General features: G+C 74.1%; 10 protein-coding genes. 9 read left to right on the forward strand and 1 reads right to left on the reverse strand.

The genetic code is table 11. From position 1 onward, the window contains the following. Positions 1-47: 47 nt before the first annotated feature. The 8 genes from ABTY20_RS14535 to ABTY20_RS14570 all read left to right on the forward strand — a co-directional run bounded on the left by ABTY20_RS14535 (position 48) and on the right by ABTY20_RS14570 (position 10128). Positions 48-842 (forward strand): TIGR03084 family metal-binding protein, encoded by a 795-nt coding sequence (locus tag ABTY20_RS14535; protein WP_351997337.1) that lies wholly within the window; start codon positions 48-50, stop codon positions 840-842. Beyond that, positions 839-2521: an acyclic terpene utilization AtuA family protein gene (locus ABTY20_RS14540; protein ID WP_351997338.1), complete on the forward strand. Its 1683-nt coding sequence runs from the start codon at positions 839-841 to the stop codon at positions 2519-2521. The genes ABTY20_RS14535 and ABTY20_RS14540 overlap by 4 nt, the downstream gene beginning before the upstream one ends. Continuing rightward, complete coding sequence (locus tag ABTY20_RS14545) at positions 2518-4116, forward strand: acyl-CoA carboxylase subunit beta (protein ID WP_351997339.1); 1599 nt, start codon at positions 2518-2520, stop codon at positions 4114-4116. Before ABTY20_RS14540 ends, ABTY20_RS14545 begins: the two co-directional genes overlap by 4 nt. 7 nt (positions 4117-4123) lie before the next feature. Next, positions 4124-5965 (forward strand): acetyl/propionyl/methylcrotonyl-CoA carboxylase subunit alpha, encoded by a 1842-nt coding sequence (locus ABTY20_RS14550; RefSeq protein WP_351997340.1) that lies wholly within the window; start codon positions 4124-4126, stop codon positions 5963-5965. Between the two features lie 80 nt (positions 5966-6045). After that, on the forward strand, positions 6046-7188 hold the full coding sequence (locus ABTY20_RS14555) for an acyl-CoA dehydrogenase family protein (protein ID WP_351997341.1): 1143 nt from the start codon (positions 6046-6048) through the stop codon (positions 7186-7188). 26 nt (positions 7189-7214) lie between these two features. After that, positions 7215-8795, forward strand: a complete 1581-nt coding sequence (locus ABTY20_RS14560) for a 4-coumarate--CoA ligase family protein (RefSeq protein WP_351997342.1) — start codon at positions 7215-7217, stop codon at positions 8793-8795. Beyond that, positions 8792-9526: an enoyl-CoA hydratase family protein gene (locus tag ABTY20_RS14565; protein WP_351997343.1), complete on the forward strand. Its 735-nt coding sequence runs from the start codon at positions 8792-8794 to the stop codon at positions 9524-9526. The genes ABTY20_RS14560 and ABTY20_RS14565 overlap by 4 nt, the downstream gene beginning before the upstream one ends. Further along, positions 9514-10128 carry a TetR/AcrR family transcriptional regulator gene (locus tag ABTY20_RS14570; protein WP_351997344.1) on the forward strand — a complete coding sequence of 205 codons (615 nt, stop codon included), beginning with the start codon at positions 9514-9516 and terminating at the stop codon, positions 10126-10128. Before ABTY20_RS14565 ends, ABTY20_RS14570 begins: the two co-directional genes overlap by 13 nt. A 91-nt stretch (positions 10129-10219) precedes the next feature. Here ABTY20_RS14570 and pdxH read toward each other — a convergent pair whose 3' ends face one another. Continuing rightward, positions 10220-10906: a pyridoxamine 5'-phosphate oxidase gene (gene pdxH, locus ABTY20_RS14575; RefSeq protein WP_351997345.1), complete on the reverse strand. Its 687-nt coding sequence runs from the start codon at positions 10904-10906 to the stop codon at positions 10220-10222. Between the two features lie 274 nt (positions 10907-11180). Between pdxH and ABTY20_RS14580 the strand changes: the two genes are divergently transcribed. After that, positions 11181-12281, forward strand: a complete 1101-nt coding sequence (locus tag ABTY20_RS14580) for a citrate synthase 2 (RefSeq protein WP_351997346.1) — start codon at positions 11181-11183, stop codon at positions 12279-12281. Positions 12282-12529: the final 248 nt, after the last annotated feature.

Raw genomic sequence — 12529 nt, forward strand, 5'->3', positions numbered from 1 at the left:
CAACCGCGTCGCACACCGCCGTGTCCGTGTCCCGAGGGGAGCGCCTCGTGTCCGATCCGACGCCCGTGATCGACGATCTGCGTGAGGAGAGCGAGGAGCTCGACCGACTGGTGGCCGGACTCGGCACCGAGCAGTGGGCGCTGCAGACGCCCGCCGCGGGCTGGACCGTGGCCCATCAGATCGCCCACCTCGCCTGGACCGACCGCTCCGCGCTGCTGGCCGTCACCGACCCGGACGGGTTCCGGACGCTGGTGGAGCGGGCCCTCGCCGCCCCGCACACCTTCGTCGACGAGGGCGCCGAGGAGTACGCCGGGGCCGCGCCCGCCGAGCTGCTCGCGCGCTGGCGGGAGGGGCGCGCGGCGCTGGAGAAGGCGCTGCGGGAGGCGCCCGCCGGGGCGCGGTTCCCCTGGTACGGGCCGCCCATGTCCGCCGCCTCCATGGCCACCGCCCGTCTCATGGAGACCTGGGCGCACGGACAGGACGTGGCGGACGCGACCGGTGTGACGCGGCCACCCGGCGACCGGCTCAGGCATGTGGCCTGGCTCGGGGTGCGGACACGGGACTTCGCCCACATGACGCACGGGCTCACCCCGCCGGCCGCCCCCTTCCGGGTCGAGCTCGTCGGGCCGGGGGGCGAGGTGTGGGCGTACGGTCCCGAGGACGCGCCCCAGCGGGTCACCGGCCCCGCGCTCGACTTCTGCCTCCTCGTCACCCGGCGCGCCCACCGCGCGGACCTCGCCCTCACCGCCGACGGCCCCGACGCCGACCGCTGGCTGGACATCGCCCAGGCCTTCGCCGGGCCCCCCGGCGGTGGACGCCCGCCGAAGGAGGGCACCCGGTGACCCTGCGCGTCGGGAACTTCTCCGGCTTCTACGGCGACCGCGCGGGCGCCCTGCGCGAGATGCTCACCGGCGGCGAGGTCGACGTCCTCACCGGCGACTACCTCGCCGAACTGACCATGCTCATCCTCGCCCGCGACCGGCTGAAGGACCCCTCCGCCGGGTACGCGCGCACCTTCCCGCGACAACTGGAGGAGACCCTCGGGCTCGCCCACGAGCGGGGCGTCAGGATCGTCACCAACGCCGGCGGGCTGAATCCCGCCGGGCTCGCCGACGCCGTACGGGCCCTCGCCGGCCGGCTCGGCGTCCCCGTACGGGTCGCCCACGTCGAGGGCGACGACCTCACCGCGCGGTACCCCGGCAGCCTCGCCGCCCACGCCTACCTCGGCGGCTTCGGGATCGCGGAGTGCCTCCGCGCGGGCGCCGACGTGGTCGTCACCGGGCGGGTCACCGACGCGGCCCTCGTCACCGGGCCGGCCGCCGCCCACTTCGGCTGGGCGCCGGCGGACCACGACCGGCTCGCCGGGGCCGTCGTCGCCGGACACCTGCTGGAGTGCGGGACGCAGGCCACCGGCGGGAACTACGCCTTCTTCGGCGAGCGCCGCCCCGGCGAGCTGCGACGGCCCGGATTCCCCCTCGCCGAACTCCACGCCGACGGCAGCAGCGTCCTCACCAAGCACCCCGGCACCGGCGGCTTCGTCGACGTCGGCACGGCCACCGCGCAACTGCTCTACGAGACCGGCGGCGCCCGGTACGCCGGGCCGGACGTCACCGCGCGGCTGGACACCGTACGGCTCACCCAGGACGGACCCGACCGGGTGCGCGTCGAGGGCGTCCGGGGGGAGGCCCCGCCGCCCACGCTCAAGGTCGGGCTCAACCGGCTCGGCGGCTTCCGCAACGAGGTCGTGTTCGTGCTCACCGGGCTCGACATCGAGGCCAAGGCGGACCTCGTACGGGAGCAGATGTCCGACGCGCTCGCCGAGTCCCCTCCCGCCGAGGTGCGCTGGGAGCTGGCCCGCACCGACCGGGCCGACGCCGGTACCGAGGAGACCGCGAGCGCGCTGCTGCGGCTCGTCGTACGGGACCCCGCGCCGGAGGCGGTCGGACGGGCGCTGAGCGGGGCCGCCATCGAGCTGGCGCTGGCCAGCTACCCCGGATTCCATGTGATGGCGCCACCGGGCAAGGGCACCCCCTACGGCGTCTTCGAGGACGTGCACGTCCCCCAGGGCGACGTCGGCCACGTGGCCGTCCTCCCCGACGGGCGCCGCATCGCCGTGGACGCGCCTCACGACACCGCCGTACTCGCCGGCGTACCGGAGCCCGCACTCCCCGAGCCGCTGCCCGCGGGGCCCGTGAGACGCGCCCCCCTCGGTCTCGTCGCCGGCGCCCGCAGTGGCGACAAGGGCGGGAACGCCAACGTCGGCGTCTGGGTCCGCTCCGACGACGCCTGGCGGTGGCTCGCGCACGAGCTGACCGTCGAGCGGTTGCGCGAGATGGTCCCGGAGGCCCGCGACCTGCCCGTCACCCGGCACGTACTGCCCCGCCTGCGCGCCCTGAACTTCGTCGTCGAGGGCATCCTCGGCGAGGGCGTCGCCGCGCAGGCCCGCTTCGACCCGCAGGCCAAGGCGCTCGGCGAGTGGCTGCGCTCCCGGCACCTCGACATCCCGGAGGCCCTGCTGTGACGGTCCTCGCATCCGCCCTGGACACGGCCGACCCGGAGTACCGGGCGCACCGCGACGCCATGCTCGCCAAGCTGGCCGAACTCGACGCCGAGCACGCCAAGGCCCTCGCGGGCGGCGGCGACACGTACGTCGAACGGCACCGGAAGCGCGGCAAGCTGCTCGCCCGCGAGCGCATCGAGCTGCTCCTCGACCCGGACACGCCCTTCCTGGAGCTCTCCCCGCTGGCCGCGTGGGGGAGCGAGTACACCGTCGGCGCCTCGCTCGTCACCGGCATCGGTGTCGTGGAGGGCGTGGAGTGCCTGATCACCGCCAACGACCCGACCGTGCGCGGCGGCGCCAGCAACCCCTGGTCGCTGAGGAAGGCCCTGCGCGCCCACGACATCGCGCTCGCCAACCGGCTGCCCGTGATCAGCCTGGTCGAGTCCGGCGGCGCCGACCTGCCCTCCCAGAAGGAGATCTTCATCCCGGGCGGCGCGATCTTCCGGGACCTCACCCGGCTGTCGGCGGCCGGCATCCCCACCGTCGCCGTCGTCTTCGGCAACTCCACCGCCGGGGGCGCCTACGTCCCCGGCATGTCCGACCACGTGATCATGGTCAAGGAGCGGGCGAAGGTGTTCCTCGGCGGGCCGCCGCTGGTGAAGATGGCCACCGGGGAGGAGAGCGACGACGAGTCCCTGGGCGGCGCCGAGATGCACGCGCGGGTGTCGGGCCTCGCCGACCACTTCGCCGTCGACGAACCGGACGCGCTCCGCCAGGCCCGCCGGGTCGTCGCCCGCCTCAACCACCGCAAGGCGTACGGCGACCCGGGACCGGCCGCACCGCCCGAGTACGACGGGGAGGAACTCCTCGGCATCGTCCCCGGCGACCTCAGGACCCCCTTCGACCCGCGCGAGGTCGTCGCGCGGATCGTCGACGCCTCCGACTTCGACGAGTTCAAACCGCTCTACGGCACCAGCCTCACCACCGGCTGGGCGGCTCTCCACGGCTACCCCGTCGGCATCCTCGCCAACGCCCGGGGGGTCCTCTTCAGCGAGGAGTCCCAGAAGGCCGCCCAGTTCATCCAGCTCGCCAACCAGCGCGACATCCCCCTGCTGTTCCTGCACAACACCACCGGCTACATGGTCGGCGAGAAGTACGAGCAGGGCGGCATCATCAAGCACGGCGCGATGATGATCAACGCGGTCAGCAACTCCCGCGTCCCCCACCTGTCCGTCCTCATGGGCGCCTCCTACGGCGCCGGGCACTACGGCATGTGCGGCCGCGCCTACGACCCCCGCTTCCTCTTCGCCTGGCCCAGCGCCAAGTCCGCCGTCATGGGCCCGCAGCAGCTCGCCGGCGTGCTGTCCATCGTCGCCCGCCGGTCGGCGGCGGCGAAGGGACGGCCGTACGACGACGAGGCGGACGCGGCGCTGCGCGCCATGGTGGAGCAGCAGATCGAGTCCGAGTCACTCCCGATGTTCCTGTCCGGGCGGCTGTACGACGACGGCGTCATCGACCCGCGCGACACCCGCACCGTCCTCGGCCTGTGCCTGTCGGCCATCCACACCGCCCCCTACGAGGGCGCGCGCGGTGGCTTCGGCGTCTTCCGGATGTGAGGGACCGATGATCACTTCCCTGCTGGTCGCGAACCGGGGCGAGATCGCCTGCCGCATCGCCCGCACCTGCCGTGAGCTGGGCATCCGCACGGTCGCCGTGCACTCGGACGCCGACGGGAACGCCCGCCACGCACGCGTGGCGGACACGGCGGTACGCCTGCCGGGGGCGGCGCCCGCCGACACCTACCTGCGCGGCGACCTGATCGTGAAGGCCGCCCTCGCGGCCGGCGCGGACGCCGTGCACCCCGGCTACGGCTTCCTCTCCGAGAACGCCGGCTTCGCGCGGGCCGTGCGGGACGCGGGCCTGGTGTGGATCGGGCCGCCCCCGGAGGCGATCGAGGCGATGGCGTCCAAGACGCGCGCCAAGGAGCTGATGGGCGTCGAGCCCCTGCGCGAGGTCACCGAGGCCGACCTGCCGGTGCTGGTGAAGGCGGCGGCGGGCGGCGGCGGACGCGGGATGCGGATCGTACGGCGCCTCGCGGACCTGGACGGCGAACGGGACGCCGCCCGCGCGGAGGCCGCGAGCGCCTTCGGCGACGGCGAGGTGTTCGTCGAGCCGTACGTGCAGGGCGGCCGGCACGTGGAGGTGCAGGTGCTCGCCGACACCCACGGCACCGTGTGGGCGCTGGGCACCCGCGACTGCTCCCTCCAGCGCCGCCACCAGAAGGTGATCGAGGAGGCCCCGGCACCCGGTCTCACCGGCCCGCTCGCCGAGGAGCTCCACGCCCTCGCCGTACGCGCCGCGCGTGCCGTCTCCTACGTCGGCGCCGGGACCGTCGAGTTCCTCGTCGCCGACGGCCGGGCGCACTTCCTGGAGATGAACACCCGCCTCCAGGTGGAACACCCGGTGACCGAGGAGGTGTTCGGGCTCGACCTCGTCGCCGAGCAGATCCGCGTCGCCGAGGGCCACGCCCTCGCGGACGAACCGCCGGCCGCGCGCGGACACGCCGTCGAGGCCCGCCTCTACGCCGAGGACCCCGCCCACGACTGGGCCCCGCAGACCGGCCGTCTGCACCGCCTCGCCGTCCCCGGCGCCGTGCGCCTGGACACCGGCTACACGGACGGCGACGACATCGGCGTCCACTACGACCCCATGATCGCCAAGGTCGTCGCCCACGCCCCCACCCGCGCGGAGGCGCTCCGCAAGCTGGCCTCGGCGCTGGACCGCGCGGTGATCCACGGCCCCGTCACCAACCGGGACCTCCTCGTCCGCTCCCTACGGCACGAGGAGTTCGCCGAAGGGCGCATGGACACCGGCTTCTACGACCGGCACCTGCCCGAACTGACCACCCCGGCCCCCGACCCGTACGCCCCGCTCGCCGCCGCCCTCGCCGACGCCCACGGCCGCTCCCGCTTCGGCGGCTGGCGCAACGTGCCCTCGCAGCCGCAGGTCAAGCGGTACGCGCGGGCGGGCGAGGAACACGAGGTCCGCTACCGGCACACGCGCGAGGGCCTGGCGGCCGACGGGGTGCGGGTCGTGCACGCCGACGCCGGCCTCGTGATCCTCGACGTGGACGGCGTACGGCGCCGTTACGAGGTCAGCCGCCACGGCGACCGCGTGTACGCGGGCGCCACCGCCCTCACCGCCCTGCCCCGCTTCCCCGACCCCACCGTCCAGCACGCCCCCGGCTCCCTCCTCGCCCCCATGCCGGGCACGGTCGTCCGCGTCGCGGAGGGCCTGACCGAGGGAGCCGCGGTGGAGGCCGGACAGCCCCTGCTGTGGCTGGAGGCGATGAAGATGCAGCACGAGATCACCGCCCCGGTCACGGGGACGCTCAGCACCCTCCGTGCCGTGACGGGACAGCAGGTGGAGCCCGGCGCGGTGCTGGCGGTGGTGCAGCCGGCCTAGGGGCGCGGGGCCGCAGGGGACATGCGGCTCCGCCGCGCGAGCGCGACCAGCCACGAACAACCCGCAGCCGAAGGAGCCGCATGACCACCCTCGTCGAATCCGAAGAACACAGGGCCCTGCGCGAAGCGGTCGCCGCGTTCGCGAGGAGCCGCCCCCGCGCCACCTCCGGTGCGGACGGCAAACAGTTCTGGCAGGACGCCGCCAAGCTCGGCTACATCGGCGTCAACCTGCCGGAGGCCCACGGCGGCGGAGGCGGCGGCATCACCGAACTCTCCCTGGTGCTCGAGGAGATGGGCGCCGCCGGCAACCCCCTGCTGATGATGATCGTCTCCCCGGCGATCTGCGGCACCGTCATCTCCCGCTTCGGCACCGAGGCCCAGAAACGGGAGTGGCTGCCCGCCCTGGCCGACGGCAGCCGCCTGATGGCCTTCGGCATCACCGAACCCGACGCCGGCTCCAACAGCCACCGCATCACCACGACGGCACGCCGCGACGGCACCGACTGGCTCCTCACCGGCCGCAAGGTGTTCGTCTCCGGCGTCGACATCGCCGACGCCACCCTCGTCGTGGGGCGCACCGAGGACGCCCGCACCGGGAAGCTCAAGCCCTGCCTGTTCATCGTCCCGCGCGACGCCGAGGGCTTCCGGCGGCGCCCCATCGACATGGAACTCGACGCCGTCGAGAAGCAGTTCGAGCTCGTCCTCGACGACGTACGGCTGCCCGCCGACGCGCTCGTCGGCGACGAGGACGCCGGCCTGCTCCAGCTCTTCGCCGGCCTGAACCCCGAACGCGTCATGACGGCCGCCTTCGCGATCGGCATGGGCCGCCACGCGCTCGCCCGCGCCGTCGAGTACGCGCGGGAGCGCACCGTCTGGAACGCCCCCATCGGCTCCCACCAGGCGATCGCCCACCCCCTCGCGCAGGCGCACATCGACCTCGAACTCGCCCGCCTGATGATGCAGAAGGCCGCCCACCTCTACGACGCCGATGACGACGCGGGCGCGGGCGAGGCCGCCAACATGGCCAAGTACGCGGCGGCCGAGGCCTGTGTGAAGGCCGTCGACCAGGCCGTGCACACCCTCGGCGGGAACGGCCTCACCCGCGAGTACGGGCTCGCCTCGCTGGTGACCGCCGCGCGCGTGTCCCGCATCGCCCCGGTGAGCCGGGAGATGATCCTCAACTACGTCTCCCACCAGACCCTGGGCCTTCCCAAGTCGTACTAGGCCCCTTCGGCCGTCCTGGAGGAACCGTGTTCCGAAGCGAGTACGCGGACGTCCCGCCCGTGGACCTCCCCATCCACGACGCGGTGCTCGCCCGGGCCGCCGAGTTCGGGAGCACCCCGGCACTGATCGACGGCACCGACGGCACCACCCTCACCTACGAGCAGGTCGACCGCTTCCACCGGCGGATCGCCGCCGCCCTGGCCGGGGCGGGCGTGCGCAAGGGCGACGTGCTCGCCCTGCACAGCCCCAACACCATCGCCTTCCCCACCGCGTTCTACGCGGCCACCCGCGCGGGCGCCTCCGTCACCACCGTGCACCCCCTGGCCACCGCCGAGGAGTTCGGCAGGCAGCTGGGGGACTGCGCGGCCCGCTGGATCGTCACCGTCTCACCGCTGCTGGAGACCGCGCGCAGGGCCGCCGAGCTGGCCGGCGGGATCGAGGAGATCCTCGTCTGCGACAGCGCGCCCGGACACCGCTCCCTGATCGACATGCTGGCCTCCGCCGCACCCGAGCCGGTGGTCGACATCGACCCCGTCGAGGACGTCGCCGCGCTGCCGTACTCCTCCGGCACCACCGGCGTCCCCAAGGGCGTGATGCTCACCCACCGGCAGATCGCCACCAACCTCGCCCAGCTCCAGCCGTCGATCACGGCGGGCCCCGGCGACCGCATCCTCGCGGTGCTCCCCTTCTTCCACATCTACGGCCTGACGGCCCTGATGAACGCCCCGCTCCAGCAGGGCGCCACCGTCGTCGTCCTGCCGCGCTTCGACCTGGAGACCTTCCTCGCGGCCGTCCAGGACCACCGCATCACCGGCCTGTACGTGGCCCCGCCGATCGTGCTGGCCCTCGCCAAGCACCCGCTGGTCGACCGGTACGACCTGTCGTCCCTGAAGCACGTCGTCAGCGCCGCCGCGCCCCTGGACGCGAACCTCGCCGCCGCCTGCTCGCGGCGGCTCGGACTGCCGCCCGTCGGGCAGGCGTACGGCATGACGGAGCTGTCGCCCGGCACCCACGTCGTGCCCCTGGACGCCATGCACGACGCGCCGCCCGGCACCGTCGGCAAGCTGATCGCCGGCACCGAGATGCGGATCGTCTCCCTCGACGACCCCGGCCAGGACCTCGGCCCCGGCGAGCCCGGCGAGATCCTGATCCGCGGCCCGCAGGTCATGAAGGGCTACCTCGGCCGCCCCGACGCCACCGCCGCCATGATCGACGGAGACGGCTGGCTGCACACCGGGGACGTCGGCCACGTCGACGGCGAGGGCTGGCTCTTCGTCGTCGACCGTGTGAAGGAACTCATCAAGTACAAGGGCTTCCAGGTCGCCCCCGCCGAACTCGAGGCGCTGCTCCTCACCCACCCCGGCGTCGCCGACGCCGCCGTCGTCGGCGTCCACGACGAGGACGGCAACGAGGTCCCGCACGCCCACGTCGTCCGCCGGCCGTCCGCCCCGGAGCTCACCGAGGACGAGGTCATGCGGTACGTCGCCGAGCACGTCGCCCCGTACAAGCGCGTCCGGCGCGTCACCTTCGTCGACGGCGTCCCGCGCGCCGCCTCCGGGAAGATCCTGCGCCGTGAGCTCCGCGCCGCGCACGAGGAGCCCTCGTGACCCTGATCGGCCGCACGCGTACCCGGGGCGTCGAAACGCTCTCCCTCGACGCCCCGCAGCGCCGCAACGCCCTGTCCGCCGCCCTCGTCGGCGAACTGGCCGGCGCGCTCGCCGACGCCGGCCAGGACACCGACGTGCGCGCGGTGGTCCTCACCCACACCGGCAACACCTTCAGCGCGGGCGCCGACCTGCGCGACCCGCCCGCGCCCGAGGCGCTGGTGGGCCTGCTCCGGCAGATCGTCGAGCTGCCCAGACCGGTCGTCGCGCGGGTCACCGGGCACGTCCGCGCGGGCGGGCTCGGCCTGCTCGCCGCCTGTGACGTCGCCGTCGCCTCCCGCGCGGCGACGTTCGCCTTCACCGAGGTCCGCATCGGGGTCGCCCCGGCCGTCGTCTCCCTGCCGCTGCTGCCCCGCACCGACCCGCGCGCCCTGGCCCGCTACTACCTCACCGGGGAGCGCCTCGACACCGCCGAAGCCGTCCGCGCCGGCCTGCTCACCGTCGCCGGCGACGACGTGGACGAGGTCCTCGCACCGATCCTCGACGGGCTGCGCAGATCCGCCCCCGAGGCCCTGGCCGAGACGAAACGACTGCTCACGGCTAGGGTGCTGGAGACCTTCGACCGGGACGCGGCCGCCCTGACCGCGCTCTCGGCACGCCTCTTCGCCTCCGCCCCCGCGCGCGAGGGAATGACGGCCTTCCTCGAACGACGGGATCCGGAATGGGTGGTGTGAGCACGACCGACCGTGCGGAACGGGTCCCCAAGCAGGACCGCAGCCGGGCCACCCGGCAGCGGCTCCTGGAGGCCGCCGTGGCCTGCCTCGCCGAGCACGGCTGGGCGGGCTCCACGGTCTCGGTCGTCGCCGAACGCGCGGGCGTCTCCCGGGGGGCGGCCCAGCACCACTTCCCGACCCGTGAGGACCTCTTCACGGCCGCCGTCGAGTACGTCGCCGAGGAGCGCTCCACCGCCCTGCGCGCCCTCTTCCCGGACGGCGCCGCGGCCGGCGACCGCCGCGCGGTGGTCGCGGCGCTGGTCGGCCTCTACACCGGCCCCGTCTTCCGCGCGGCGCTCCACCTGTGGGTCGCCGCCTCCCACGAGGAACAGCTGCGCCCGCGCGTGACCGAGCTGGAGCTGCGCGTCGGCCGCGAGTCCCACCGCATCGCCGTCGAACTCCTCGGCGCCGACGAGTCCCGCCCCGGCGTCCGCGAAACCGTCCAGGGCCTCCTCGACATGGCCCGCGGCCTGGGCCTCGCCACCCTCCTCACCGACGACACGGCCCGCCGGGAGCGAGTGGTGGCGCAGTGGGCGGACCTGCTGGACGAGGCGCTGGGCTGACCCGCCGGGCGACCGGTTCCGGGTGACCGTCGGCCCCGACCGCCGCCCCGGCCGGCCACGGCGCCGCCGCCCCGTCCCGCGCGCCGCCCCTTCACGGGCTCAGCCGCTCCACCCGCCAGCCCCCGCCCGCCTCCGCGACGTACCGCAGGCGGTCGTGGAGGCGGTTCTCCCGGCCCTGCCAGAACTCCACCGCCTCCGGGACCACCCGGAAACCGCCCCAGTGGGGAGGCACCGGCACCTGCTCGTGCTCCGGGTAGCGGGCCGCCAGGTCGGCGTAGGAGGCGTCGAGCTCCGCGCGGCCGGCGATCACCGAGGACTGGCCGCTGGCCCACGTGCCCAGCTGGGAACCGTGCGGGCGGGTGCGGAAGTAGGCGGCCGTCTCGTCGCGGCCGGTGCGGCGCGCGGTGCCGGTGACGATGACCTGCCGGGCCATCGGGTGCCAGGGGAACAGCAGCGAGACGTGCGGGTTCTCCGCCAGGTCACGGCCCTTGCGGGACGCGTAGTTCGTGTAGAAGACGAACCCGTCGTCGTCGAAGTGCTTCAGCAGCACCGTGCGCGAGCTGGGCCGTCCCTCCGCGTCCGCCGTGGAGACGACCATGGCGTTCGGTTCGAACAGTCCTCCGTCCGTCGCGGCCTGGGCGAACCAGCGCGCGAACTGCTCGACGGGTGTGGCGGCCAGGTCGGTCTCGGAGAGCCCCTCGGTCCGGTACTGCTTGCGCATCGAGGCGAGAGCGAAGGGGACGGCGTCTCGGTCGGTCACGCCGTCATCCTGCCGCATGCGCGGAGCCCGTGGGGGCGTGGTGGCCTTCGTCACGTAGTGGCACTGAGTGCCGCTCACCCTCCCCAAAGATGGCACTCGGGGATATCGTGCTGCCACCGATCCGGTTGGGTGGCCGCCAGCCGGGCATCACAGGGGTGACGTCCCGGACCGCGAGTCCGTTCGAACGGACCGTGGATCCACGGGAAGGGCGTCGCGACCTCCGCCGACCGCCGACACATGGTCGTCCCACCCCACAACACCATCTGTCACCCACCTCACGAGGAGCCGCCAGATGTCCGACTTCGTACCCGGGCTCGAAGGGGTCGTCGCGTTCGAAACGGAGATCGCCGAACCGGACAAGGAGGGCGGCGCCCTCCGGTACCGGGGCGTCGACATCGAGGACCTGGTCGGGCACGTCTCCTTCGGCAACGTGTGGGGGCTGCTCGTCGACGGGGCCTTCGACCCCGGACTGCCGCCCGCCGAGCCGTTCCCGATCCCCGTGCACTCCGGCGACATCCGCGTCGACGTGCAGTCCGCGCTGGCCATGCTGGCGCCCGTGTGGGGCCTGAAACCGCTCCTCGACATCGATGCCGAGCAGGCCCGCGACGACCTCGCGCGCGCCGCCGTCATGGCCCTGTCCTACGTCGCCCAGTCCGCGCGCGGCCAGGGCCTGCCCATGGTGCCGCAGCGCGAGATAGACAGGGCCGAGTCCGTCGTCGAACGCTTCATGATCCGCTGGCGCGGCGAACCCGACCCCAAGCACGTCGCCGCCGTCGACGCGTACTGGACGTCGGCCGCCGAGCACGGCATGAACGCCTCCACCTTCACCGCGCGGGTCATCGCCTCGACCGGCGCGGACGTCGCGGCGGCCCTGTCGGGCGCCGTGGGCGCCATGTCCGGGCCGCTGCACGGCGGAGCCCCCTCACGCGTCCTGGGCATGATCGAGGAGATCGAGCGCACCGGGGACGCCGAGGCCTACGTCCGGCAGGCCCTCGACAAGGGCGAGCGCCTCATGGGCTTCGGCCACCGCGTCTACCGCGCGGAGGACCCCCGCGCCCGCGTCCTGCGCCGCACCGCCCGCGAGCTGGGCGCACCGCGCTTCGAGGTCGCCGAGGCCCTGGAGAAGGCCGCCCTGGCCGAGCTGCACGCCCGCCGCCCCGACCGGGTGCTCGCCACCAACGTGGAGTTCTGGGCGGCCATCGTGCTGGACTTCGCCGAGGTCCCGGCCCACATGTTCACCTCGATGTTCACCTGCGCCCGCACGGCGGGCTGGTCGGCGCACATCCTGGAGCAGAAGCGCACCGGCCGCCTGGTCCGTCCCTCGGCCCGCTACGTCGGTCCGGGCACGCGCGACCCGCGCGAGATCGAGGGGTACGCGGACATCGCCCACTGAGCGGGCCCCGGAAAAGCAGACGACCCGCGAGTCTGGTTCCTCCCTGGGGAGGAGCCGGCCGGACGTTACCGGCGACTCGCGGGTCGGGTGACTGCGTTGGATTGGGCCGGTTGCGTGTGTCTCGCACACGCCGGTCCGGCGCCGAACCGAGTACGGCGACGGGCCCTAGCCCGCAGCCACCTCTTCCGTCCGGTTGTCATACATCTGCCGAACCACCTCCTTTCCGAAGTACCGCCCACTTTAGGAAC

Origin of the sequence: Streptomyces sp. NPDC126497 (genome assembly GCF_040302425.1) — a bacterium.
GTDB lineage: Bacteria > Actinomycetota > Actinomycetes > Streptomycetales > Streptomycetaceae > Streptomyces.

Excerpts from the sequence above, each read along its gene's own strand:
- ABTY20_RS14580 (WP_351997346.1), top strand. The coding sequence starts at position 11,181 with ATGTCCGACTTCGTACCCGGGCTCGAAGGGGTCGTCGCGTTCGAAACG.
- ABTY20_RS14550 (WP_351997340.1), top strand. The coding sequence starts at position 4,124 with ATGATCACTTCCCTGCTGGTCGCGAACCGGGGCGAGATCGCCTGCCGC.
- ABTY20_RS14570 (WP_351997344.1), top strand. The coding sequence starts at position 9,514 with ATGGGTGGTGTGAGCACGACCGACCGTGCGGAACGGGTCCCCAAGCAG.
- pdxH (WP_351997345.1), bottom strand. The coding sequence starts at position 10,906 with ATGCGGCAGGATGACGGCGTGACCGACCGAGACGCCGTCCCCTTCGCT.
- ABTY20_RS14555 (WP_351997341.1), top strand. The coding sequence starts at position 6,046 with ATGACCACCCTCGTCGAATCCGAAGAACACAGGGCCCTGCGCGAAGCG.